At 63.5% G+C, this 23,987-nt stretch carries 21 protein-coding genes and 2 pseudogenes; 8 read left to right on the top strand and 15 right to left on the bottom strand.

What is annotated here, in order from left to right; genetic code table 11:
- Positions 1 to 64: 64 nt before the first annotated feature.
- Positions 65 to 1,293 (bottom strand): annotated as a pseudogene (locus tag AC3WR3_RS13425) (methyltransferase).
- Positions 1,294 to 1,449: 156 nt separating this feature from the next.
- Between AC3WR3_RS13425 and AC3WR3_RS13430 the strand changes: the two are divergent.
- Positions 1,450 to 2,028, top strand: a complete 579-nt coding sequence (locus AC3WR3_RS13430; protein ID WP_492292077.1) for a PhnA domain-containing protein — start codon at positions 1,450 to 1,452, stop codon at positions 2,026 to 2,028.
- A 600-nt stretch (positions 2,029 to 2,628) separates the two neighbouring features.
- Positions 2,629 to 3,264 (top strand): LysE family translocator, encoded by a 636-nt coding sequence (locus AC3WR3_RS13435; protein WP_319913591.1) that lies wholly within the window; start codon positions 2,629 to 2,631, stop codon positions 3,262 to 3,264.
- A 121-nt stretch (positions 3,265 to 3,385) separates the two neighbouring features.
- Here the strand turns inward: AC3WR3_RS13435 and AC3WR3_RS13440 are convergent, their stop codons facing one another.
- On the bottom strand, positions 3,386 to 4,255 hold the full coding sequence (locus AC3WR3_RS13440) for a PhzF family phenazine biosynthesis protein (RefSeq protein WP_492292078.1): 870 nt from the start codon (positions 4,253 to 4,255) through the stop codon (positions 3,386 to 3,388).
- A 201-nt stretch (positions 4,256 to 4,456) separates the two neighbouring features.
- Here AC3WR3_RS13440 and AC3WR3_RS13445 point away from each other — a divergent pair, with 201 nt between their 5' ends.
- Positions 4,457 to 4,660 (top strand): hypothetical protein, encoded by a 204-nt coding sequence (locus AC3WR3_RS13445; RefSeq protein WP_106886705.1) that lies wholly within the window; start codon positions 4,457 to 4,459, stop codon positions 4,658 to 4,660.
- Between the two features lie 186 nt (positions 4,661 to 4,846).
- Positions 4,847 to 5,431, top strand: coding sequence for a hypothetical protein (locus AC3WR3_RS13450; RefSeq protein ID WP_492292079.1), 585 nt, complete (start codon positions 4,847 to 4,849; stop codon positions 5,429 to 5,431).
- Between the two features lie 111 nt (positions 5,432 to 5,542).
- Here the strand turns inward: AC3WR3_RS13450 and AC3WR3_RS13455 are convergent, their stop codons facing one another.
- The 5 genes and pseudogenes from AC3WR3_RS13455 to xapA all read right to left on the bottom strand — a co-directional run bounded on the left by AC3WR3_RS13455 (position 5,543) and on the right by xapA (position 10,008).
- Positions 5,543 to 6,037 (bottom strand): SixA phosphatase family protein, encoded by a 495-nt coding sequence (locus AC3WR3_RS13455; protein ID WP_492292080.1) that lies wholly within the window; start codon positions 6,035 to 6,037, stop codon positions 5,543 to 5,545.
- Between the two features lie 38 nt (positions 6,038 to 6,075).
- Complete coding sequence (locus AC3WR3_RS13460) at positions 6,076 to 6,993, bottom strand: DMT family transporter (protein WP_492292081.1); 918 nt, start codon at positions 6,991 to 6,993, stop codon at positions 6,076 to 6,078.
- A gap of 47 nt (positions 6,994 to 7,040) precedes the next feature.
- Positions 7,041 to 7,847 (bottom strand): deoxyribose-phosphate aldolase, encoded by an 807-nt coding sequence (gene deoC / locus AC3WR3_RS13465; protein ID WP_492292082.1) that lies wholly within the window; start codon positions 7,845 to 7,847, stop codon positions 7,041 to 7,043.
- Between the two features lie 61 nt (positions 7,848 to 7,908).
- A pseudogene (locus AC3WR3_RS13470) lies at positions 7,909 to 9,155 on the bottom strand (NupC/NupG family nucleoside CNT transporter).
- Between the two features lie 25 nt (positions 9,156 to 9,180).
- Positions 9,181 to 10,008: a xanthosine phosphorylase gene (xapA, locus tag AC3WR3_RS13475; protein ID WP_492292083.1), complete on the bottom strand. Its 828-nt coding sequence runs from the start codon at positions 10,006 to 10,008 to the stop codon at positions 9,181 to 9,183.
- 330 nt (positions 10,009 to 10,338) lie between these two features.
- On the opposite strand from xapA, the gene AC3WR3_RS13480 reads away from it, so the two are divergent.
- On the top strand, positions 10,339 to 11,277 hold the full coding sequence (locus AC3WR3_RS13480) for a LysR family transcriptional regulator (RefSeq protein ID WP_492292084.1): 939 nt from the start codon (positions 10,339 to 10,341) through the stop codon (positions 11,275 to 11,277).
- A gap of 45 nt (positions 11,278 to 11,322) precedes the next feature.
- On the opposite strand, the gene AC3WR3_RS13485 is transcribed toward AC3WR3_RS13480, so the two are convergent.
- The 8 genes from AC3WR3_RS13485 to cmoM all read right to left on the bottom strand — a co-directional run bounded on the left by AC3WR3_RS13485 (position 11,323) and on the right by cmoM (position 20,947).
- A complete protein-coding gene (locus tag AC3WR3_RS13485) occupies positions 11,323 to 11,631 on the bottom strand; it encodes a putative quinol monooxygenase (RefSeq protein WP_429107739.1) in 309 nt (102 codons plus the stop codon).
- A 204-nt stretch (positions 11,632 to 11,835) separates the two neighbouring features.
- Entirely contained in the window at positions 11,836 to 12,303 is a 468-nt protein-coding gene (locus AC3WR3_RS13490) for a GNAT family N-acetyltransferase (RefSeq protein WP_492292085.1), read from the bottom strand.
- 35 nt (positions 12,304 to 12,338) lie between these two features.
- Positions 12,339 to 12,812 carry a cupin domain-containing protein gene (locus tag AC3WR3_RS13495; RefSeq protein WP_492292086.1) on the bottom strand — a complete coding sequence of 158 codons (474 nt, stop codon included), beginning with the start codon at positions 12,810 to 12,812 and terminating at the stop codon, positions 12,339 to 12,341.
- 177 nt (positions 12,813 to 12,989) lie between these two features.
- Entirely contained in the window at positions 12,990 to 13,388 is a 399-nt protein-coding gene (locus AC3WR3_RS13500) for a septal ring lytic transglycosylase RlpA family protein (RefSeq protein WP_492292087.1), read from the bottom strand.
- Between the two features lie 132 nt (positions 13,389 to 13,520).
- On the bottom strand, positions 13,521 to 17,948 hold the full coding sequence (mukB, locus tag AC3WR3_RS13505; RefSeq protein ID WP_492292088.1) for a chromosome partition protein MukB: 4,428 nt from the start codon (positions 17,946 to 17,948) through the stop codon (positions 13,521 to 13,523).
- 45 nt (positions 17,949 to 17,993) lie between these two features.
- Positions 17,994 to 18,731: a chromosome partition protein MukE gene (gene mukE / locus AC3WR3_RS13510; protein WP_139434340.1), complete on the bottom strand. Its 738-nt coding sequence runs from the start codon at positions 18,729 to 18,731 to the stop codon at positions 17,994 to 17,996.
- Positions 18,712 to 20,031, bottom strand: a complete 1,320-nt coding sequence (mukF, locus tag AC3WR3_RS13515; protein ID WP_202045826.1) for a chromosome partition protein MukF — start codon at positions 20,029 to 20,031, stop codon at positions 18,712 to 18,714. Before mukF ends, mukE begins: the two co-directional genes overlap by 20 nt.
- Positions 20,032 to 20,170: 139 nt before the next feature.
- On the bottom strand, positions 20,171 to 20,947 hold the full coding sequence (gene cmoM, locus AC3WR3_RS13520) for a tRNA uridine 5-oxyacetic acid(34) methyltransferase CmoM (protein WP_492292089.1): 777 nt from the start codon (positions 20,945 to 20,947) through the stop codon (positions 20,171 to 20,173).
- 128 nt (positions 20,948 to 21,075) lie between these two features.
- On the opposite strand from cmoM, the gene elyC reads away from it, so the two are divergent.
- The 3 genes from elyC (at position 21,076) to pfkA (ending at position 23,851) form a co-directional block, all read left to right on the top strand.
- Positions 21,076 to 21,846, top strand: coding sequence for an envelope biogenesis factor ElyC (gene elyC, locus AC3WR3_RS13525; RefSeq protein ID WP_492292090.1), 771 nt, complete (start codon positions 21,076 to 21,078; stop codon positions 21,844 to 21,846).
- Positions 21,847 to 21,981: 135 nt separating this feature from the next.
- Positions 21,982 to 22,737: a triose-phosphate isomerase gene (gene tpiA / locus AC3WR3_RS13530; protein ID WP_492292091.1), complete on the top strand. Its 756-nt coding sequence runs from the start codon at positions 21,982 to 21,984 to the stop codon at positions 22,735 to 22,737.
- 142 nt (positions 22,738 to 22,879) lie between these two features.
- Positions 22,880 to 23,851 carry a 6-phosphofructokinase gene (gene pfkA, locus AC3WR3_RS13535; RefSeq protein WP_005326082.1) on the top strand — a complete coding sequence of 324 codons (972 nt, stop codon included), beginning with the start codon at positions 22,880 to 22,882 and terminating at the stop codon, positions 23,849 to 23,851.
- Positions 23,852 to 23,987 lie beyond the last annotated feature (136 nt).

The raw sequence follows: 23,987 nt of genomic DNA on the forward strand, positions 1-23,987 counted from the left end.
ATGCCACCATGCACTCAGATGAAACCGCGCAACAGCCTCATTTTGACCTCAAGGTACTCGCGTTTTATGCGCCGTGAACGCGCACCGCCCGGATCAGCAGATTGCGAGGGGTCATGGGTTTGTCACAGAACGCCCCCAGCTCGACCTGGTAGCCCTGCTCCTCGAGGAAGAGGGCCCGATCCAGGGCGAGCCAGATCTCCAGCGGACGGCGAAACAGATGGCGCACCAGCTCCATGCGGGCGACGTCCCCAAAGCGCCGCTCCCCCCTGGCGAGGAGGTCGCCATGATCTATCCCCCCAGGCAACACCATCCCCTTGCGCTCGGCGGCCCAGTCACAGAAGGCCTCGAAACTGCCCGCCAGCAGGCTCTTTTGCAGGTTGGGCACCGGCAGGTACTCATCCACCCCGCGCACCTCACGCTGCAGGCAATCGAAGGCGAGACGCCAGATCACCTCCTGCTCGCGCAGGCGGGAGATGCGGGCGCCGCCGGTCACCGTCTCCTGCAGCGGCAGCTTCAGGTCGCTCTTGCCAAGGTGCAGGGCGCTGGCCTTGGCGGCCTGCGACAGGGGGCGGTAATGGCTGGTGCGGATCAGGTGATAGCAACAGGGGGAGAGGGTCACGCCCCGGGCTCCGCGCTCGGCCACCTGCTCCAGCAGATGGGTATGCAGCTCACCGCAGGCATGGAGCGCCATGGCGTGATGGTGCGGGGCGATGAGCGCCCCCGACTCGGCGGCGAAGGCGTCGGCCTCCACAAATTGCATGCGGGCACCATCGCGCACCGCGAGCTGCCGCCCCTCCTCGCACAGCGTGCGCTGCAATTCGAGGCTCAGGATCTCGGCCCCCCTGTGCAGGGAGACCAGGCGCCCCAGGTGGCCCTTGCCGGCGCACCACTCCAGATAGGGGCCCTGATGGGCGGGCAGACAGCCGGTGAAGGCTTCTATCTGCGCCTGCTTGCGCCCCGGCATGTACATCGCCATGGTCTTGGCGCAGTGAATGGGTTCGGGGACAAAGGCGTCTAGCTCGCTCAGGGCATGGAGCTCGGCCCCTGCCGGGATCCAGGGGGCAAGCAGGGTGCAAAGCGCCCCCATGTCGGCGTCGAGCCGGGCTATCTCGTCAAGGCCGAGGCCATTGAGGCAGGCGGCAAGCTCGGGGGCCTCATCGGCGAAGGCCAGGCTCAGATGATGATAGGGCTGGTATTGCCACCAGCGTCTCTCGTTGGTCAGCAAGCAGTCCAGTTGTCGAAAACGGTGAGCCAGCACGGTGAGCTTGTCCTGCTATCAAAAGGGAGGCTCATTCTAGCGATCTGCCATCAAAAAGCACTCGCCAGCGCGCCTGCCCCCATCCCTTGCTGGTAGCCTGACAAAAAGCAGGGATTTGTGCTATATTCCGCCCCCTCATTAGCGCGACTCGCCCATGCGGGTCGTTTTACCCATATGAACGGAACCAAAACATGACCATCAATGCCATCCTGCAAGCGCGTGCGGACGCCAAGTGTGAGCTGTGTGGAGCAGAACATGCGCTGACTGCCTTCCCGGTGCCACACTCTCCCGCCAGTGACGATGACCACAGCGTGGCGCTGTGCGCCACCTGCCGTGGCCAGCTGGAGCAGCCGGACACCACTGAGGTCAACCACTGGCGCTGCCTGGGTGACAGCATGTGGAGCCAGGTGCCGGCGGTGCAGGTGATGGCATGGCGCCAGCTTAAAAACCTGTCCGCCCGTGGCGAGATCTGGGCCCAGGACATGCTGGACATGATGTACATGGAAGAAGAGACCAAGGCCTGGGCCGACGCGGGCAGCGCCAGCGACGATGACGACAGCGTGCCCACCGTCGACTCCAACGGCGCCGTGCTGCAGGAGGGGGACTCCGTCACCCTGATCAAGGATCTGGAGGTCAAGGGCGGCGGCTTCACCGCCAAGCGTGGCACCCTGGTCAAGGGCATTCGCCTCACCAGCAACCCGCTGCACATCGAAGGCAAGGTCAACGGCGTGCAGATAGTGCTGGTCGCGGCCTACCTGAAGAAGGCCTGATCCCTTCGCCTGTGTTCGGATGATACAAGAAGCGCCCCCAGGGGCGCTTTTTTGTTGCCGGGCCAAAGCAGATGCCGGCGCGGCCGAAGTGGCACCACCGGGAAACTGGACTATCCTGCAAACCAGCCCCGATGAGCGAGCCACCCCTTCGCCGGATCTGTGTCAGGGGAGCATCCGCTCCCGACACCCTGATGCACTGGCCCGAATGGAATTCATGTGGCACTCTGGGCTCTTCCGATGGAGAGATCCTGAACATCATGATCCCATGATGTTCTCTTGACACAAGGAGCACGACCTATGGCCAAAGCCAGCAAGAAAGATATCAAGAAGAAAATCGCCGCCCGCCAGGAGAAGATTGCCAAGCACGAAGGCAAGATCAAGAAGCTGAAGAAAGCCCTGAAATAAGGGTCGGCAGCCTGGATAAACCGTCCCTCGTGGACGGTTTCTTATTTTTCCGGGCAGCAACGCCCCCTGATCCCCCCTTTACCCCAAGCCACCACTTAAGTTAAGCACCTGAAAAACCGCCACATCCTGGTGGCAGCCGTCACTGGACGCGGCCCCGGGGGCGGAGCATGATGTGCTCTTTACCAAGGAGATATCATGAACCTGGATACATGGATGTTGTTCCTGCTGGCCTATCTGCTGGCGACCCTGACCCCGGGGCCCAATGTGCTGCTGGTGGTAAAGAACGGCCTGCAGCTCGGCTGGCGCCCGGCCCTGCTCACCATAGGCGCGAATCTGTTCTGTCAGGCCATTTTCATCTGTCTGGTCGCCATGGGCGTGGGGGCCCTGCTGCAGACCTTGCCGCCCCTCTTCCTCGCCCTCAAGCTGGCGGGCGGCGGTTACTTGATCTATCTCGGCTACAAGGCGCTGCGGGCAACCGACGCGGGGAGTCAGGAGGCGCAACGGGTTGGCGCCCGCCACCCGTCCCGGAGCAAGGGCTCCCTGCTGCGGGAAGCCTTCCTGGTGTCGGCCAGCAACCCCAAGACCATCATCTTCCTCTGCGCGCTGCTGCCCCAGTTTCTCGATCACCAGAGCCCGCTGCCCATCCAGTTCTTCACCATGTACCTAACCATCTGCGTCATCGTCAGCCTGGTGCACCTCTGCTATGTGGCCCTGGCCAGACGCGCCGGCAGCTACTTCAAGCCGGCGCGCGGCCAGCGTCTGTTTAGCCGTATCACCGGGGGGATCTTTATCTCTCTGGGCGGCGCCATCTTGCTCAGCGGTCGACCCTGAGCGCCCATAGGCCCCTGATCAGCGGATGATCAGGGGCCCATCTTGCCCTCCAAGGGGCTCTTTCCCTTCATACCCCAGCCAAGACGGCGGCCGGACAGGCCGTCACTCTCGCATCGCGCCATCACATCAGCCGTGCCCCGCCGGACACCCGCACAGAGCTGCCGGGTTCGGCCGGGATCTCGGCATGCAGCCGCGACGGCATGCCCATGTCTTCCCCCTGCACTATGTCGATGGCACCGCCGTGGGGCCAGTGCAGGTCGCGCAAGTAGCCAGCGAAGGCGGCGGTCGCGGCGCCTGTGGCCGGATCCTCATAAACGCCGCCGTAGGCAAAGGCATTGCGGGTGTGGAACAGCCGATCCCCTTGCACATGGACCAGCAGAATGGTCACCAGCCCCTCCCGGCGCATCAGCAGGCGACCCTGAGCCTGCGAATAGTGCATGGCCGAGAGCGCAGCGCGATCCTTGAGCGCCAGCACCAAATGATCGGCGCCGCCGTGGATGAGCGCTGGGGGAATGCGGGGATCCAGGCTGGCCGCGTCATAGCCAAACAGCGCCAGGGCTTCGCGCATCAGATCCGCCTGCGCCGGTTTGCTGCGGGTCGACGGGGATTGCAGCGCCGCCTGCCATTGCCCCTGCTCATCCTGCCAGCCCGAGACCCGGATCTTGGTCTGGCTGAGGTGCAAGGCATGGTCCCCTGCCCCGAAGCGGCGCGCCAGCGCCACCCCGAGGGCGATGGTGGCATGGCCGCAAAACGGCACCTCCGCCTCGGGAGAGAAGTAGCGCACCCGCCATTGGGGCACCTCTGCGCCTTGCTCCTCGCTGTGCAGCGGGGCGGCGAAGGCCGTCTCCGAAAATCCGACCTCTGCGGCGATCCGCTGCATCTCCTCCGCCGTCGGCAGTTGGGGCCCGATCCAGACACCGGCGGGATTGCCCCCCCGGGGTCCATCGGAAAAGGCGGCGATCCGCACCAGCTCAGTGACCAGCTCCGTCATGACAACTCCTTGGCTTCTTGCTTCATGAAAAGTAGGGTTCATAGGCTCATCCTGGCGGCCCCTTCCGGGGGCGCGCATCAGGGGTTCAGCTTACCCATAAAATTAACGGCCGCACAGGTGCCGCTTGAGCGCCGCGGATCCGGGCAGTGGCGACTAGAGTTGGGAAACGTGTCTGTATATGCGCCTGCAGTGGAGTGCCATATGTATTCATACACCCTCATTTTCAGGGAAGAGGTCGACAAGCTGACGGCCCCCGAGCACGAGATCCTGTTGCAAAGCCCGGCCCAGGCCGGGGATTTCGTCATCCTCTCCGACGGCAGCCGCCACCAGGTGATGTTCGTCACCCATCGCGCCCACTACAGCAGCCTCTACCTCGACAAGGGAATAAGAGTGCCCCAAAGCTGAGCTGGCGGGCTCAGGGGTAAGGTGGATGGCACCGATTTGCTGGCTCCCCTGTGCGAGTCCAGCGCCAGGTGCTAACGTGAAACAGGCCTGCCACCTCGCACCCAGGATGTGCGCGAACCCAGGCCGTTGCTCATGGCCGCCGAGGCTGAACTGAACCGGCAAGACTCACATTTTGAGGGATGAATTATGTCCAGGAATGCTGCTCTGATCGTGACCCTGCTTGGCATGGCCCCGGCGCACGCCATCAACGCAAAATATGCCCAGCAGCTGGAACGCTCCGGCTGTACCCAGGTGACCGAGGCCCAGGGCTGCGATATTCACAAGACCAAGGCGGAGAATGCCAAGGCGGGATTCGGTGCTGCCGCCCCGGCTGCCGACAGCGGCCTGAACATGAGCTACGCACAGAAGCTCGAGCGCTCCGGCTGCACCCAGGTGAGCGAGCTCAATGGCTGTGACATCAACAAGACCCAGGCCGAGAACGCGGCCGCCGGGTTCGGTGATGCTCCGGCGGCCACCAGCGCCAGCCCCTACGCCGGCAACTGGGTCGCCACCTTCCCCGAGACGGGCGCCACCGTCGCCACCATCCGCATCGATGACAAGGATCAGGTGTGGGTCAACGACAAGAAGGTCAGCGCCAGGAAATCCGACGGGGCCCTGGTGTTCAAGGAGGGCATGGTCATCTACACCATCCAGGGGGATCGTCGCCTCAAGGGGGAGGATGGCTGGGTCGACAACGACGCGGGCACCAAGGGACCGATCGCCGCCAAGTAAGCGACATCACGGGAACGTGAAGGGGAGCCTGGGCTCCCCTTCTTGTTTTATCTCTTGCCCATGGCTCTTCCTGGCCCCGGTGAGCGGCAACCCTGCACTTCCTCTTGCTATTCACTTACCCTTTTTCGGATAGTCCAGCACGGCCGTCACCGGCCTTTGCGACGCGGCGGCCGACCAGGAGGGGGCGTCGAAGGTGAAGCGGGCGACGGCGCAGGTCGGCATTCGGGTGATCTTGCCGGAAAAGCGGTGGGCAAGGTCGGTGAACCCGGGATCGTGACCAAAGAGCATGACGCACCTGAACGCGTCCCCAAGCTCACCCATCACCTCAAGCAGGGTCCCGACATCGCCGCCATAGAGCCGCTCGTCCGTGACTATCTCCTCTGGCCGGTAGCCGAGCACCTCGGCGATGATGTTCGCCGTCGACAGGGCCCGGCTGGCGGGGCTGGACAGGATAAGGTCGGGCCTCACCCCCTCCCTCGCCAGGCGCCCGCCCATCAGGGGAGCGTCGCGCAGGCCCCGTGCGGCCAAAGGCCGCGCCCTGTCAGGCAGCCCCTGCTCTTCCCAGCTCGACTTGCCGTGGCGCACCAGCACAAGGGTTCTTCTCATGACGCTCTCCTTCTTGATAACGGCCACAGGCGGCCCCCTCAGACCGTTCCCCGTTTGCCGGCATGAACGGGCAGCAGCACCATGACCACCATGGTCAGCAGCACGCCCCCGACACCCCAGCCCACCTGCTCCCAGTGTACTGTCTCCCCGGTCAGCATGCCGGTGAGTAACACCATCACAGGGATGAGGTAGGTGTAGGCCGACACCTGCTCCGGTTGCAGCGCCACGCTCCCCTGCTGGAACAACAAGAAGCTGAGCGCCGTGGCAAAGAGGGCCAGATAGCCAAGCCCCAAGCCCACCGGCAGGGAGACCCGGCTCCAGTCGGTCGCCGGCAATCCGGGCAGCGCCACCGGGGTGAGCAGCAGGGTGGCGCAGATCAGGGTCCAGCCGGTCAGGTGGAGGAAGGACTCCCCCCGGTAGTAGCGCTTGATCAGGATGGGGTTGAGGGCCATGGCCACGCAGCCGAGCAGGTAGATGCGATTGCCGGGAGTGAGGCTCAGGTTCGCCACCAGTCCCAGATCGCCGCGAAAGATGATGAGGGCCGCGGCCACCATGCCCCCCAGCAGGGCCAGCCCCATTCCCCAGCCGATGGCGCGGCGGAAGATCAGCATGCCGGCCAGGGCGCTGATCAGCGGCACCGTGGTGTAGAGTGCGCTGGCATCGAGGGCGCTGGTCTCCTGCAGCGCCACGAACATGGCGACGAAGTAACAGAGGGCCGGCAGGGAGATCAGGGTATAGCGCCCAAGATCCCGCAGAGAAGGCATCGCGAAACGCCCCTGATACCCCAGCACCCCGACGAAGATAAGGGAGGCCAGCAGGTAACGCACCCAGGTGACCACCAGGGGATCCAGCACCGCCGTCAGGGCGCTGCCAATGGGAAACGAGAGGCTGATAAGCAGGGTGAACAGCAGCACCTTGCCGTGGGCCTTTGCGAGAGAAACAGGGGGATAGGACATGCAATGCACCTGTACCAAGGGGCGCCCGCAGGCGCCGCCGGAAGAGATCAATAACCGTGGTCGGTAGCAGGGGACATCTTGCCCTCGCCAAGCGTCACCAGCAACTGGTCGAGCAGGCTGGAGGCGCCGAAGCGAAAACGCCCGGCAACCAGCCACTCATCGCCAAAGTGCCCGGCCGCCATGGCCAGATACTCCCCCACCTCCCGGGCGCTTTTCACCCCGCCCGCCGCCTTGAAGCCCACCCGGTCCTGAGCGCCGCACTCGGCGATGGCCGCCAGCATGATGCGGCACGCCTCCGGGGTGGTATTAACCGCCACCTTGCCGGTAGAGGTCTTGATGAAATCGGCCCCCTCCTCGATGGCGAGCCGGGAGGCGGCGCGAATAAGCGCAGGGCTCTTCAGCTCGCCGGATTCGATGATCACCTTGAGCACCCGGGTCCCGCACAACCCCTTGCAGCCACGCACCAGCGCCCGGGCGGGCGCCTCGTCCCCGGCCTTGAGCGCACGCCAGGGGATCACCAGATCGATCTCGTCTGCGCCATCAAGGAGGGCTGAGCGGGTCTCGGCCAGCACGCTGGACAGGTCATCTTCGCCATGGGGGAAGTTGACCACGGTGGCCACTTTAATGTCGGGAGTGCCCTGAGCCGCCAGGGTGAGCCTGGCCAGCCCCACGAAGCGCGGATAGATGCACACAGCCGCGGTGTTGCCGACGGGGGTCCGGGCCTGATGGCAGAGGGCGAGGATGCGCGCGTCGTGATCATCGTCGTTGAGGCTGGTGAGGTCCATCAGCGAGATGGCACGGATGGCGGCCTCGGTGGTGGCACAGGCAGGTTTAAAGGCAGTCACTGGGGTCATAAAAGGCTCCTGTCGGGATAAGAGAGGGGCGCCGCAGCGCCCCGGAACAAGGGTGAGAAACTCAGGTCAGGGAGAAGAAGACACCGGCGATGGCGGCGCTCATCAGGTTGGAGCAGGTGGCAGCCAGCACGGTACGCAGACCGTAGCGGGCGATGAAGTCGGTGCGCGACGGGCACAAGGTGCCGAGGCCGCCGATCAGGATCCCCATGGAGGCCAGATTGGCAAAGCCGCACAGGGCGAAGCTGATGATCACCTTGGACTTCTCCTCCAGCACCTGCAGGCCAGCGGCGGTGACCGTGCTCGCGTCTTTCAGGTAGGGAGCCAGATCGCTGTAGGCCACGAACTCGTTCACCACCAGCTTCTTGCCGATCATGGCGCCGGCAATACCGATATCCGCCAACGGCACTCCGAGCAGCGAGAAGATCCAGCCCAGAATGAGCTCGAGGGAGAGCGGCATGCCCACCATCTCCCCCACCCCGCCCAGCAGGGTGTTGACCAGGGTCACCAGCCCGATCATGGCGATCAGCATGGCGCCGATGGCCGCCGCCAGCTTGAGGCCGCTGCTGGCCCCCTCCCCTGCCGCTGCCAGCACGTTCTCCGGCTTCTTGCCGTCAAACTGGATGCTGTGGTCGAACACATAGTCCGGCTGGCTGGTCTCGGGGATGATCAGCTTGGCGAACAGGATCCCGCCCGGCGCCGCCATGAAGGAGGCGGCCAGCAGGTACTGCATGTCCACACCCATCATGGCGTAGCCCGCCAGCACGGTGCCGGAAACCGAGGCCATGCCGCCGCACATGACGGCGAAGAACTCCGAATCGCTCATCTTGGGCATGTAGGGCTTGACCACCAGGGGCGCCTCGCTCTGGCCGACGAAGACGTTGGCCACCGCCGACATGGATTCAGTCTGGGAGGTGCCGAGCAGCCGCGCCATGGCGCCGCCGATGAAGCGGATCACCAGTTGCATGATGCCGAGATAGTAGAGCACGGCGATCAGCGCCGAGAAGAACACCACCAGCGGCAGCACGTTGAGGGCAAACACGAAGCCGATGCCATCCACCGAGAAGTTGACCAGGTTGCCAAACAGGAAGTGGATGCCCGCCTTGCCACTTGCCAGCACGGCGTCGACCCCGTGGGCCATCCCCTCCAGCGCCCGGCGCCCCAGCGGTACATAGAGCACCAGGGCACCGAGGCGACCTGCAAGGCCAAGGCCAGCCCCACGGTGCGCAGGCGAATGGCCCTGCGGTTGGTCGATGCGAGCACGGCGATGAGGATCAGCGCCGCCATACCGAGAAATCCTGCTGCAAACATAACTGACCTCCTGGTCGTTCCCTGCTTACTGGAAGTGGTGCTTGATAAAGGCGTTGATGAGGCGGATGAAATCCGTTTCCGCCAGCTTGGCGCACTTGAGGGTCTGCTCGTGGGAGAGCTGCACGTCCCCAAGCCCCTCCGCCATGTTGGTAATGGCGCAGATGGCCAGCACCGGCAGGCCGCAGTGGGCGGCGCTGACCACTTCTGGCACCACCGACATCCCCACCACGTCACCACCGATGATCTGCATCATGCGGATCTCGGCCGCAGTCTCGAAGCAGGGGCCGCTGTAGGAGACGAACACCCCCTGATTGACGGCAATCCCCTCCCGCTCGGCCAGCGCCAGCGCCTCGCTGCGCAGGCTCTTGTCATAGGCATTGGCCAGGCTGAAGAAGCGCGGACCGTAGGCCTCGTCGTTGGCCCCCGTCATGGGGGTGCCCGGCATGGTGTTGATGTGATCGTTGAAGATGACCAGGGAGCCGACCCCGATCCGCTCCGGGCGCAGCGAGCCGGCCGCGTTGGTCACCAGCAGCAGCTCGCAGCCCAGCCGCTTGAAGGTGCGCACCGGGGTGGTCATCACCTTCATGGTTTCGTGTTCGTAGTAGTGGCCGCGCCCCTTCATGCAGACCACATCCACTCCGTGCAGCTTGCCGAGCACCAGCTCGCCGCTGTGGCCGGCCACAGTGCTGACCGGGAAGCCGTCCAGCTCCTCGTAGGGAATGGTGACCTTCTCCTCCAGCGCATCGGCCAGCACGCCGAGGCCGGAGCCCAGGATCATGGCGGCGCGGGGGGCAAAACCCGGCTTGCGGGCGAGAATGGTGGCGACGGCGTTGAGTACCGGATCTTGTTGCATGAGCTGCACCTCTTGAGGCTGTAAATGGGACATGGCGCTCACTCTAGGGGAGGTATTGGGCGATAAAAATCGCTAAAATCGGCCTGACTATCCTGATTTTCAGCATAATTTCCTGCCGGGAGATGGCTGAAAACCAAAGGAACTGGCATGAATGGCGCTGATTGGCCCCGTTTTGCCGCCAACCAGCCCCGGCACGGTCAAAACGGGCCGGCAAAGGTGTGAGCCGGATCGACCATCCGCCGCGCAGCGGCCCTGCTGCCGCCCGCACCGGTCGCACAAACTTTGACGGGGATCGCACCCGGCCCTCAATCAGCCACCGAAGGAGGTCGCTTGGCCCTCGACAGTCACTGGCGCGATCGCGTCACCCTCAAGATGCTGCGCTACTTCCATGAAGTGGCGAGCCAGGGGCACTTCAGCCGGGCCGCCCTGCAGCTCAATGTCTCCAAGTCGCCGCTCAGCGCCCAGATCAAGGAGCTGGAATCCCTGCTGGGAGTGACCCTGTTTGATCGCCACACCCGCCAGGTGAGCCTCACCGCCACAGGACGTCTGCTGCAGGCCGAATGCGAGCGGCTGTTCGACGTGCTGGAAAGCGGCCTCAACCGGGTGGTGCAGGCGGGGCGCATGGAGCGTAACCAGATCCGCATCGGGCTGGTCAGCTCCATCTTCTGGGCCGGCTTTGGCGAGGTGATCCGCCAGTGTCACCAGCGCCACCCCGAGTGCGAGATCACCTTCACCGAGCTCTCCCCCGAGCGGCAGAAACAGGCGCTCGCGCGCAAGGAGATAGACCTCGGCCTCGCCCGCTTCGCCGACACCGTCAACATCCATCCGCTGCTGGCCGAAACCATCTATCGCGAGTCCATGGTGCTGGTGGTGTCGGACGAGCATCCGCTGCGGGATCGCAAGCTGGTCTCCCTGCCCGAGCTGGCGGGGGAGCCGTTCGTGCTGATGAGCCGCGCCAACTCCTCCTCTACCGACCTCATCATCAACGCCTGTCTGGTGGAGGGCTTCTACCCCCATCTCAACCAGGAGGTGGTCGAACCCAACACCCTGATGGCGGTGGTGGCCACCAGCCAGCAGGTGGCCCTGGTGCCGGCCAGCTACGCCCGCCAGAAGTGGCCCCACGTGCGCTTCATCCGCCTCGAGCAGGGGATCCCCGCCGATCTCTGCGTGCTCTATGCCCCGCCCCTGGCCGGACAGCCCGCGACCACCGCCATCCGCCACTTCATCGACACCATGAGCGAGCAGATGAACCTGCCGGAGCGAGGCTGAAGGCAAACAGCCCGATGAGGGGATCATCGGGCTCTGCGGCAGGGGTCAGGGGCTCACTTCCTCCATGAAAATGAGCCTAAGGGGCTCGGCCAGCAGGTCGTCCGCCTGGCGGGCGAAGGCCTGAAAATAGTCGCTTGCGCAGTGAGCATCCAGGGCGGCCTGGCTCACGAAGGCTTCGCGCATGTAGAAGGTGCCGGGTTCGTCCTTCAGCTCGAACAGCACGTAATCGAGGTTGCCAGGCTCCTGGCGGGTGGGCGCTATCAGCGCGAGCAACCCCTGGCGCAGGCGCTCCCTCATGCCGGCGCGGGCCTTGATCACGGCGATCGACACTATCTTGTCCGACTCTCTCTTCATCCCTGTTTCTCCACTGTCACATCATCAAGAGACCGGGAGGTGCCTGCCTTCTCATGGCAGCCGCCTCCCCCAACATGGCGCCCAGTGTAGGCATGGCGGTCAGGCCGATATAGATGGCCAGGATGGACAGAGTGTTCAACCGGGTGAACAAAGAGGCGGCGGCAGGGACAGATGCGCGGCCAGAGGCAAGCGCCTGGCTCGCCGTCAGGGCCTGATCCAGCTCTCAACGCTGAAGCAATAGGTGGTAAAGGTGTGCCCAGAGAGTGTCGTCTTCTTCACCCTGGTGGCGCGCCTGGCGAGGGATCTGTATGGGGGGCGGGTGCCCAGCAGATGAAAGACCACCTCCTGATGGCCCATGGTGCGCGCCCAGCCCATCATCTCGTGGAAGATGGCGAGCCCCCTGCCCCAACCCGCCCTGGCGATCACGATGGCAATCTCGACCCCCTCCTCATCGGGCTGGAGGCCGCACCACCCCACCAGGGCGCCATCGATGAGGACGGCACGCACGCGGCAGCCGGGCAGCGCGTCTATCCGCCGCTTCTCATCCATCCAGGCCCGTACCCCGGCGGCATCGAAGGTGGGGTGGTCAATCAGGTGTTTTCGCAGCGTCTCGTCGTTGACCAGGGGCAGAAAATCCTCTGCGCTAACGTCACCAAAGGGGAGGAATTTCATAGGCTTGTCATGCTTTCCCAAAGAGTAAGGGGTCCCTAATAGGGGGACCCGTCCTTGTGTCTGGCGACCCAGGCGCCATCGGCGCCCTGCACCAGGGCCAGATCGTCGTCAGGGTATTGGACTGTGTCCCCCGCCAGCCTGTCCCCCACCTCGAGATAGACCGCGTCCACCTCACCGTGATTGAACAACTGGTGGGCCAGGCCGTTGCCGCCCTTGAAGCCGATGCACTCCCCCGGCGACATCAGATACTCCTCCTCCCCATAGCGCAGGGTGGGGGTGCCCGAGAGCACATAGATGAACTCGTCCTGCAGACCGTGATGGTGTTTGAGCGCCGAGATGGCCCCCGGCGCCAGGGTCGTCAGGTTGACCCCAAGATTGGCGAGACCGAAGTGGTCCCCCAGCCTGCGCCGGGTGCGGTGCTTGACCAGGGAGGCAAAAGGCTCCGGATAGAGGGACCTGGCCTTGTTCTCCGGGATCTGTGTGGCCTGAATGGGCGTGCGGTTCGTCATCTCAACAACCTCCGTATTGGCGCCCTGGCGAGAGCAGCAAGAGATCAGCCGGGTGCCTGCCTGAATGGCAGTCACGCAATCACACAGATACGGCTGAAGGCGGGAGGCTGTCAACGCCGAGATGCAAAGAGCGGGCTCCCGCCATGTCCCGCTGTGCAATGGTTCGTCTGCAACCCCCTACAGCACCTCGACCTTGACCTTGATAAGGCCGGATCGGGTGTTGCCTATGGTGCTGAATGCGGCCCTTGAGAGATCGATCACTCGCCCCCTCGGGAAGTTGCCCCTGTCGTTGACCCGCACCACTACGCTCTTGTCGTTGGCAAGGTTGGTCACCCTCACCATGGCGCCGAAGGGCAGCGTCATGTGGGCGGCTGTGTTGGCGCTCTTCTGGTAGGGCTCGCCGCTGGCGGTTTTCTTGTTGTGGTAGCGATCGGCATAGTAGGAGGCCAGCCCCGTCTGGGTATAACCCCGCCAATTGCCCGCACTGCCTGCATCAGGCTGGCTGCTGCAGGCCGCAAGCAGCAGGCACAGGGAGGCCAGCAGCCCTTTTTGTACCTTGCCTCTCATATCTTCCATCGCCACTCTCATCATCACTTTCAGCACCAATCTGGATCCCGCAAACAGGGGCCTACTCTCTCATATTTCCCATGGAAAACGGGAGGCCCAAGCCTCCCGTTTGTGTGTTCACCCGTCAGTCTGTGTCAGGGATCAGGCGATCAGCTTATCATCGGCGAAACCGAAGCCCCGCAGCCCCACCACGTGCACGTGCTCGTGCTTACCCTGGACCTTGCGGATGAGCTTGTAGGTGGTGCCCTTCTCGGGGCTGATGTTCTCCGGCGCCGCGATGAGCAGCTGCATATCCTGCCGCTCACAGAGCTCGAACAGGGTGGCGATGGACTTGCCATCCAGGCGCGCCGCTTCGTCGAGGAACAGCAGACGGCAGGGGGCGATGTCCTTGCCGCGCAGGCGGCGGGACTCCTCCTCCCAGCTGATCAGTACCATCAAGAGGATGGCCTGACCGGTGCCGATCGCCTCGCCGGTGGAGAGGGCCCCGCTCTCGGCACGCAGCCAGCCATCGGCACCGCGCTGCACCTCGATTTCGAGCTCCAGGTAGTTGCGGTAGTCCAGCAGCACGTCCCCCATCACCTGATAGTTGCGCTCCCCCTGCTCTATCTGCGGGTTCAGGCGCTGGAACAGCTTGGCCATGGCCTCGGAGAAGCTCAGCTCCTTGTCGGCGAACAGATCGTTGTGCATGGCACTCTGATCGGCGAGCGCGGTCAAAAGCCGGGTGTGGGCCTCGCGGATGTTGACGTTGAGGCGCACCCCGCGCACCAGGCCGAAGGCGATGTTCTGCAAGCCCTGGTTCAGTACCCGGATGCGGTTCTGCTCCCGGCGGATGATGTTGGTGATCTTGGCCGCCACCTCGTGGGAGGAGAGGGACAGGTGGTTTTCCCGCTGCTTGAGCTCGTCCGCCAGACGGGCCAGCTCGATCTCCATCTCCTCGATGGCCTCCACAGGATCGTCCGAGCGGATGATGTCGTTGCGGATGCGATCTTTCAGGTAACGGTAGACCTGCACGTAGAAGGCAACCTTCTGCTCTGTGCTGCGGTTGCCCTCCGACAGTCGCAGCGCATCGCGCAGGGCCTCGTCGTGGGCCACGGCGACGCGCAGGGCACCGAGGGCCTTGTCCGACATGGAGCGCAGCTCGTCGCTGTCGAGATACGCCAGCTCGCGCTTGTTCAGGCGCTTCTCGACGTCGGTCTCCCGCGCCAGCCGCACCACCCGCGACCAGCTCGCCTTGTGGCCCACCAGGGATTTGCGGGCGCTGTAGTAATCCTTGCCTTCGAGCTTGAGACGACCGCCCAAGGATTCAATCTCGCGCTTGGTCACCTGCAACTGGGCCTCGGCGCTGGTGCGACGGGAGCGGGTGCGGATGAGCAGCTCTTCGATCTCCTTCTTGTGGGCGCGGGATTTCTCCTCCATGTCGTCCGACAGGGTGAGCCCCATGGCCCCCAGTTCCTGCTCGAACTCCGCCAGGGTCTGGCCCTTGGCCGAGGCGCTGGAATCGAGCGCCGTGCGCAGTTGCAGCGCTTCTGTGTGACGCAGGGCTATCTGCTTGTGCTGCTCACCGGCGGTGCGGGCGGCAAGCTCGGCGGCTTTGAGCTTCTCTTTGAGGCGCTCGCTCATCTCGGATGCCTTGCCAAGCAGATCTTGCGCGTCCTGATAGGCAAAGTGCGGCAGCCGGGCCACCAGCTGATCCAGCGCATAGGCGCGGCGCTTCTGCTCGGCCAGCAGGTCGCTCGCCTCGTCGAAGGCTGCCTGCAGGGCAGAGAGATCCTGGGGATCCTGGCGCAGCACCTGCACCAGGGTCTCGAGCTTCTCCAGCCCCTTGCCATGCTGGGCCACAAAGGCTTCGGCGGTTTTAAGTGCCTCCACATCGGCACGGGCCGCCTCGAGGCGGGCCGCCAGCTCTGTCTCGGCAAAGAGGTGGGCAAAGGGCAGCATCCCCTGCACCAGCTGGATATGGCGAGTCAGCTGGGCGGCGGCCGCCTTGGCCTCGGCCAGCTGCTTGTCGCACTCGGCCATGGTTTCTTGCAGCTTGCGCTGCTCGTGCTGCTTGGCCTGCACTTCGGCCTCGGGGTCCGGGCGGAAGGCGATATCCAGATGCTGGCCGATAAAGTCGCGGAAGTGGCCGTAGAGGCGGTGGTACTTCTGCTGCTCGAAGGCGGCCTTGGCGTAGCCCTCGATAAGATTTTCCCGCTCAAGGTCGAGCTGCTCGATGCGTTTTTCCCGGGCTGCGCGGCCAAACAGCGGCAGCTCGGGGTAGCGGGAGAAGCGCACCTGACGCTTGCTGGTGCGCACCAGCACGGCGTCACCGAGCTCGTCCGCCTCCACCAGATCCTCGTCAAAGGAGTCGGGGTTGCCCTGAATCAGGTAGATATCCTCGGGGCAATCTTCCAGCTTTTTCAGCCGCTCGATGGCCCCTTCCAGGTCGAGCACCACCAGGGCGCTGCGAGCCGGGCCGTAGAGGGCGGAGTAGTAAGGGGCATCGTCGATGGAGATGTCGTCGTAGACGTCGGAGAGCAGCACGCCCCCCACCTGCTCGGCGACGCGGGCCAGGCGCGGATCCGTCTCCCCGGCTCCCAGCAGGAGGTTGCGAATTTGCCGCTCCAGGGCCTGCTTCTGCCCCTGGATGCGGTTGCTCTCCTGCTCGAACTCCCGCTCCTTGTCGAGCACTGTCTGCATGCCGGCCGAGAGCGCCTCGGCAGTGTCCAAGGCCAAGCCACTCTGCTCGCGCAACTGCTCGAGTTTCTCGAACGACTTGAGCCAGCGCGGGGCCAGCTTGGTGAGATCGCTGATATCACGGCCCAGCTGGGCGCCCTGATGCTCGAGGCTGGCGCGGCGCTGATTGGCCTCCGCCTGCTGATCGGCGAGCTCCTCCTGACGGGTGCGTTGGGCTTCCAGGAAGATCTCCAGCTCGTCCTGGCTGGCAATAAGCTGGCCAGAAGCCTGCTGCAGCTCGTCGCGCAACTTGAACAGCGCCTGCTGGCTGTCGCTCTCTTTCTCGAGGCGGGCCAGCGCGGCGCGCAGTCCCTGCCCCTGATTGACGCGGGCCTTGTCTTCGATATGACGCTTGAGCAGTGCCTGCGCCGTGGGCCAGGCCGCCTCGCGAGCGGTCTCGGGGGCAATGCTCAGCAGCAGCGTCAGCGCGGCCTGATGCTCGGCCACCGCCGCCTTGGCCAGCGCCAGTTGCTGCTCGGCCCCCAGCACCCGGCTGGTGAGGCTCTGCTCGGCGGCACGGAACTGGTGCAGGGTGTCGCTCGCCTGCTCGGCGCTCAATCCCGGCAGCTCGCACTGCGCGCGGGCCGTCTCCAGCGCCTGCACCGCCTGGCGGTACTGGATGGCGCGGGTCTGCTGAATGTCCAGCGCCTGCTGATAATCGGCGAGCTGGGTCTTGAGGCTATCCACCTCTGCCTGGGTCAGCTCCTTGCGCTCTTCCACTTCCAGCAACTGGCAGTGGATCTCTTCCACCACCGCCTGCTGCTGCTCGAGCTTGTCGTTGAGCTCCCGCAGATCGGCACGATACAGCTCTATCTTCTTTTGCAGCGCCACGGCGGCCATCACCTTGGCCAGGTGTTCGGCGGCGGACTCCAGCTCGTCGGTCAGGAGCTTCTCGCGGTTGGTGAGCTGATCCACCTCGTCCGCCAGATAGATGGCGCGCTGCTTCTCTTCCGCCAGCAGGCGACGCTTGCCGGCGAGCTCGGACCTGGCTTTGAGGGCCAGCTCGGAGAGACGGCTCTTCTCGGCGGCGCCCCGCACATACTCGGCCGCCACGTAGTGGGTGGTCTCGGTGATCAGGTTCTTGAACAGATCCCGCTGGCCCTGGGTCTCCTTGATGGCTTCCAGGGTGCGGCGGTTCTCGTAAATGGCCGCCTCCATGTCCTGGAACGCCTTGCGCACCCCGGAGTTCTCCGGCAGCAGGTATTCCCGCAGGGAGCGGCTGATGGACGAGGAGATACCGCCATACAGCGAGGCCTCGATCAGGCGGTAGAACTTGCCGCGATCCTTTTGATCACGCAATTTTTTGGGCGTGATGCCGAACTCGAACATGAAGTTGTGATAGTCGGTCACCGTATTGAACTTGGCGACCTTGATGGCCCCCAGCTCGGCGGCGGCCCCCTTCAGATCGGCGAAGGCGCGCACCCGCCCCTTGCCGTCATGGAGTTTTTCCAGCAGCAGATCCGTGGGTTGCAGGTTTTCTGGCACGTCCACCAGGGCGAAGGGGGTGATGTTGACCTTGTTGTCCCGGTTCGCCACCTGCTCCAGGTGCACGCCGACCCAGATCCGCTGCTCGCGGCTGTTCATCACTTCCAGCAGCGAATAGCAGTGACCGCGCTGCAGTTTGCCGTAGAGCCCCTTGTCACGGGACGCACTGCTGGAGCCCGCCTCTGTGGTGTTGCGGAAGTGGAGCAGGGACTGATCCGGGATCAGCGCCGCGATAAAGGCCGCCATGGTGGTGGACTTGCCCGCGCCGTTTCCGCCAGACAGGGTGGTGACCAGCTGGTCGAGATCGAAGGTCCGGGCGAAGAAGCCGTTCCAGTTGACCATAGTCAGGGATTTGAATTTGCCTCTCACGCCGCACTCTCCATCAAACCAGCCGACGCCATCGGTGCCAGAACATTAACGTTGCAGATCATCTTCCACCTCCAGCTCCAGCTGCTCTTCGTCCAGATCCTCTTCAATATCCTCGAACAGCGAGTCGCTGCTCGGCATCTCGTCGTCGTGGAAGATGGCCTCTCCCTCCTGGATCATCCGCAGCTGCACCGCGCGGGGATCCTCGTCGGAACGCACGTCGGCGGCGAAGCGGAACACGGATTCGTTGACCCGGAATTTGTCGCTGTTGCCAAGGGCGGTGATCATCCCGAGGCGCTTGAGGCGGCGCATGGAGGTGCGGATCTTCTCGAGCAGCTTCTTCTTGTCGAGATCCGTGCCACCGGAGCGGCTGTTGACCATGCGCAGCAGCTGCTTCTCGTCCGCCAGACTCAGCACCTCCTCCTGCAACTCGCCCATGGTGAAGACCCCTTCGGATGCGAGGCGGTCCGGGCTCAAATAGAGGTAGCAGAGCACCTTGCCCACCAGCATATCGAGCTCAGATAAAACGGTTGTTCCGATGTCGGCGCTCGGGCGCGGGCGCAGGTAGAAGAAGCCCTCAGGCGCCTTGATGAGCTCGACCTGATAGCGGCCGTAGAAGATCTCGAGCTCGCCATGGAACTCCACCAGGGCCGAATGCTGTTCGAAATCGTCGGCACTGATGTGGCGCCCCGAGCGCAGGGCGGTGTCGATGCGCGGAAACAAGGGGTTGGCGATGGCCTCTGCGAGCCGCAGGGGCAAGGGAAACTCAGAATTGATCAATGACATAGGCCTGAACCTTGGATCCAGCTTGGTTAATGGGTTTCCATGCGGGTTGGCGGTGCAGCTCGCGCTCACCGCTGGCATGGCCGAGGCGCACGGCCTGGTCTATCAGCAGACGCGCCACGTCGAAGTGGGCGTGGGCCGGGAAATCGAGCAGGTATTCTCGCAGCACGTCGGCGAGATCCAGCTGCTGCCCCTGCTCGGGATAGCGGGCCAGATAACGCTCGATGCGCTCCGCCAGCGCCTGGTTGATGTCCACCATCTCCATGAACTCCATCTCGAGGGGCACCTCGCCGGTCACCTCCTCGTCGTGGATGGCGATGGTTTCGTCCCGCAGCTCCAAGAGGCGCGGCTCCTCGGCGACTCTGAGCAAGAAGTTGTGCTGCTCGAAGTTGCGGATGGATTCCCGCAGCCGCTGGCTGAAGGCGCGGTTCTTGTCCATGTCGATGGCGTTGCGGATGAACTTGTGGACGTGCCTGTCATAGCGGGACCAGAGCTCGATGCACTGCTGACCCCAGGAGGTGATGACGTCGAGCCGCCCCTGCAGGGCATGGGTCAGCTCCTCGACGTGGAGGAGATCGTCGCGCCCCTGGGCCGCTTCCTGAATGTTGAGCAACCCTGCCTGCAGGCGGTGGCCGGCGGCGTCCAGGGTATCCTGCAGCTCGCGCAGGGTCTGGCCCGTCTCGCGCAGCAGCTTCTCGCAGCTGTGGATGGCGTCGATCCAGTTCTGGGTCAGCAGGGCTGCAATCTCGTTCTTGACCTGATTCTGCTGCTCGTCCATGGCGCGCTGGGTGAGATCGATGCGTCCGAGCGTCTCTTCCAGGGAGAAGGTGAGCCGCGGCAGCACTTCTGCGTCCCACTGCTCCCGGGTATTGGTCTCGAGCGCCGCCTCGCGGGCGGTGTCGAGCTCGGCCGCCAGGTGTTCGAGCAGGATGGAGAGCTTGATGGAGTCGACCTGGCGGTTCTCCATGAAGAAGTCGACGATGCCGACCCCGAGGCGCGACAGGCGATAGAGGCTCTCCCCCGCCACCATGTCGGTGGTGAAGCGCGACAGCAGTTGCTGGCGAATGAGATCGTTGATGGCGTTGTTGGCGCGGCCCGAGAGGGTCTCGTCCATCTGGCCGAAGGCGCTGCTAACATAGCCGAAGGCGTCGTGCAGCGCGGCCTCCGAGAGATCAGACTCGTCCTCGGACAGCGTCTTGATCGCAATCAGAAAGGCCAGCCTGTCGGTGGGCAGATTCAAGGAGAGGCCCTCCTGTCTGACCCATCCCACCGTCTCTGGCAGGGTACGGGATGTACTCATCATGACGTTATCATCTCGTTGTTATAAACGGGGGTACCAGACCCCTCGTGGTGATTCGGACCCGGGGATGGGCAACCCCGGCGGCGGTATCCCGACCGCATAAACCCTGGCATCCCGGCCATTCAGGCCCCCATGACAGCCCTCAGCCGACCGGCTTCTGGGCCATCACATGGATGTAGCGCCCAAGGGAGACAAAGGGTTCCTGACGACAGTAGTGCTGCTCCATGGCCAGCAGATCGTCGAATTTCTCGACCTGCTCCTGCTTGTGGCGCATGTAGTCGTGAATGACCCGCACCCCTGTCTTGCCGATGATCTTGAGGCCCCCCCGGCCTATCCAGTCATAGACCTGTTCCGGCAACTGGGGGTTGGTGGGCGTGAGCGCGGTCTGACGCTTCTTGTTCAGCCCCTGGCGCACGTAGTCGAAATTGCCCACCACCAGGCTCTGGAACAAGAGGCCATGACGATTGTAAAAAAGCAGCGACAGTATGCCCCCTGCATTGACGAAAGGGAACAGACCGAGCAGGGTCTGGCGGGGCTCGGCGAGCCACTCCAGCACCGCATGACAGAGCACCAGATCAAAGGTGCCGGTCACATGGGCCTTGAGATCCTGAATGGGGCAATGGATGAGACGAATTCTGTCTTCCAGTCCCTTCTGGGCAATCTGCTCCTGGGCGAGATCCAGCATCTCTGCCGATAGATCGCACAGCTCCACCTGGTGGCCCATGGCCGCCAGCTTCTGGGCGAAATAGCCAAAACCACCGCCGGCATCCAGGATGCGCAGGGGCCGGTTGCCAAGGCGCGCCAGGCAGGCTTCGATGTCGCTCCACACCACGGCGGTGCGAATGCGCCCCTTGGTGGAGTCATAAATGTTGCGAGCGAACTTGTCGGCGCGCCCGTCAAAACTCTGATCTTGCTTCAAGACACACTCATCTTCGGCCGCCCCGCTGTTGAGGTTGAGGGAGGAACCACACAGGATTGGGCCACAGGAAAAAAGAGGGGTATTCTGTCACATCCCGGATCCGCTGAAAACTCAAGGACGACACCACAGTGTTTGAGCTTAAAAAATGGTTGGGCCAGTTGCTGATGCCGCTGCCCTTCTCCCTCTCCTTATTGCTGCTGGCGTTGCTGCTGCTCTGGTTCACCCGCTTTCAGAAGAGCGGCAAGCTGCTGGCGACCCTCTCCCTGGTGATCATCGCCCTGATGGGGATGAGGCCCGTCAGCTATGAGCTGGCCCGCTCACTTGAGCAGACCTATCCGCCCTTCGAGGTGAGCCAGCACCCGGATATAGAGGCCATCGTGGTGCTCGGCAACGGTCATGTGAGCGATCCGGCGGTGCCCGAGCGCGCCTGGCAGAACAACATAGCCCTCGCCAGAACCCTGGAGGGGGTGCGCCTCGCCCAGGCCTATCCAGAGGCCGAGCTGGTCTTCTCCGGTTATGTGTCGGGTGATCCCCTCTCCAACGCCGAGGTCAACGCCCGCATGGCGACCAGCCTCGGCATCCCCCGCTCCCGAATGACGTTGTTTGAAAACAACAAAGACACCCATGACGAGGCGGTCAGCATCAGCGCCCACCTCAAGGGCAAGCGGGTCGCCCTGGTGAGCTCGGCCACCCACCTGCCCAGGGCCATGGCCCTCTATCGCGGTCAGGGACTCGATGCGGTGCCGGCCCCCACCGACTACACCGCCAAGCAGAGCCAGGAGCCGCAGCCCCTCTACAGCTACCTGCCCAAGGGGCGTTATCTGATGTATTCCGAGGCTGCCATTCACGAGTGGATTGGGGTATGGTGGGCCCGTTTGCGGGGGCAGGTTAACGAATGAGCGATCGGTTCTTGCATTCCTGATTTGGATCAGGAAAGCGAAAAAAAATTACGTCATTTGCCGCCGGGTCAGCTATCTTGGGCTCGGTTCAATTCATATAATGTTGCGCAATCAAATGCCTAGGAGATTGAGAAGATGAGACACCACCTGGTAATGGGTAACTGGAAACTGAACGGCACCAAAGCTTCTGTCGAAGCTCTGATCAAAGGACTGACCCCGGCTGCTGCCGCTCATCCTTCCGTGCAAGTCGCCGTCTGCCCGCCGGTTATCTTTTTGGGTCTGGTTGAACAGCTGACCGCTGGCAGCAAGATCGCTTACGGTGCCCAGAACGCCGACGTTCACGAGTCCGGCGCCTTCACCGGCGAGAACGCCCCCTCCATGCTCAAAGCCTTCGGTTGCACCTACTCCCTGGTCGGCCACAGCGAGCGTCGCACCCTGCACGCAGAGACCGACGACGTGGTGGCTGCCAAGTACGAAGCCATCCAGAAGGGCGGCCTGATCCCGGTACTGTGCATCGGTGAGACCCTGGAGCAGTTCGAAGCCGGCGTGACCAAGAACGTGGTCGAGACCCAGCTCAAAGCCGTCATCGACCGTTGCGGCATCGCCTCCTTCGCCAACGCCGTCGTGGCTTACGAGCCGGTATGGGCCATCGGCACCGGCAAGACTGCCACCCCGGAAATCGCGCAATCCGTTCACGCTCACATCCGTCAGTACCTGGCCGGCTTCGACGCCGCCGTGGCTGCCAAGGTACAGATCCTGTACGGTGGCTCCGTCACTGGCGCGACCGCTGCCGACCTGTTCGGTCAGCCGGACATCGACGGTGGCTTGGTGGGTGGTGCGTCCCTGAAAGTGGACGACTTCTCCCAGATCATCGCTGGCGCCGCCCAGTAAGTGACGCAAGAGAGGGGCCTGGCCCCTCTCTTGATATCGCTTTCCTATGGGTCCCCTTCTTCCATAGGAAAGCCGATATAGTAAAAACGGCTGGCCCCATTTTCAGATATTGATATTCGACAACTCAGATCCAGAGGCACTCATGACCAAACAAATCAAACGTATTGGTGTTTTGACCAGTGGTGGTGACGCACCGGGTATGAACGCAGCCATTCGCGCCGTGGTGCGCGCCGGTCTGCATCATGGCCTGGAAGTCTACGGCATCTATGATGGCTACCTCGGTCTGCATCAGGACAGGATCGTCAAGCTCGAGCGCCACAGCGTCTCCGACGTGGTCAATCGCGGTGGCACCTTCCTGGGCTCTGCCCGTTTCCCCGCGTTCAAGGACCCGAAAGTGCGCGCCGAAGCGATCGAGAACCTTAAAAAACACGGCATCGACGCCCTGGTGGTGATCGGCGGTGACGGCTCCTACATGGGCGCCAAGAAGCTGACCGAAGAGGGTTTCCCCTGCATCGGCCTGCCGGGCACCATAGACAACGACATCGCCGGTACCGACTTCACCATCGGCTTTGACACCGCCCTGAACGTGGTCGTCGACGCCATCGACCGCCTGCGCGACACCTGCAGCTCCCACCACCGCATCTCTGTGGTCGAGATCATGGGCCGCCACTGTGGCGATCTGGCCATGTCCGCCGCCGTTGCCGGTGGCGCCGAGTACGTGATCGTGCCGGAAGTGGCGTTTGACAAGGAGAAGCTGCTGCAACAGATCAAGGAAGGCGAAGCCAAAGGCAAGAAGCACGCCATCATCACCATCTGTGAGCACGTCACCGACGTCAACGCCCTGGCCAAAGACATCGAAGCCATGACAGGCCGCGAAACCCGCGCCACCATACTGGGTCACATCCAGCGTGGCGGCTCGCCGACCGCCCGCGATCGCATCATGTCCAGCCGCATGGGTGCCTTTGCCGTCGAGCAGCTGCTGGCCGGTCAGGGTGGCCGCTGCGTCGGTATCCAGGGCAACGAGATGGTGCACCACGACATCATCGACTGCATCGAGAACCTCAAGCGCCCGTTCGATCAGGAGCTGTACGATCTCTCCACCACCCTGTTCTAAGCCACTCGGCTTTTTACCGGCTGTTGATGACAAAAACCCTCCGATGGAGGGTTTTTTTAGGCGCTGTCCCAGTTATGTGTTGAAAGGCTAACCTTGAAGCAAGCCATCACCTTGAGGGCCTCCATCATGGATACCC

Source organism: Aeromonas sp. EU05-FHT14A05 (assembly GCF_058791175.1).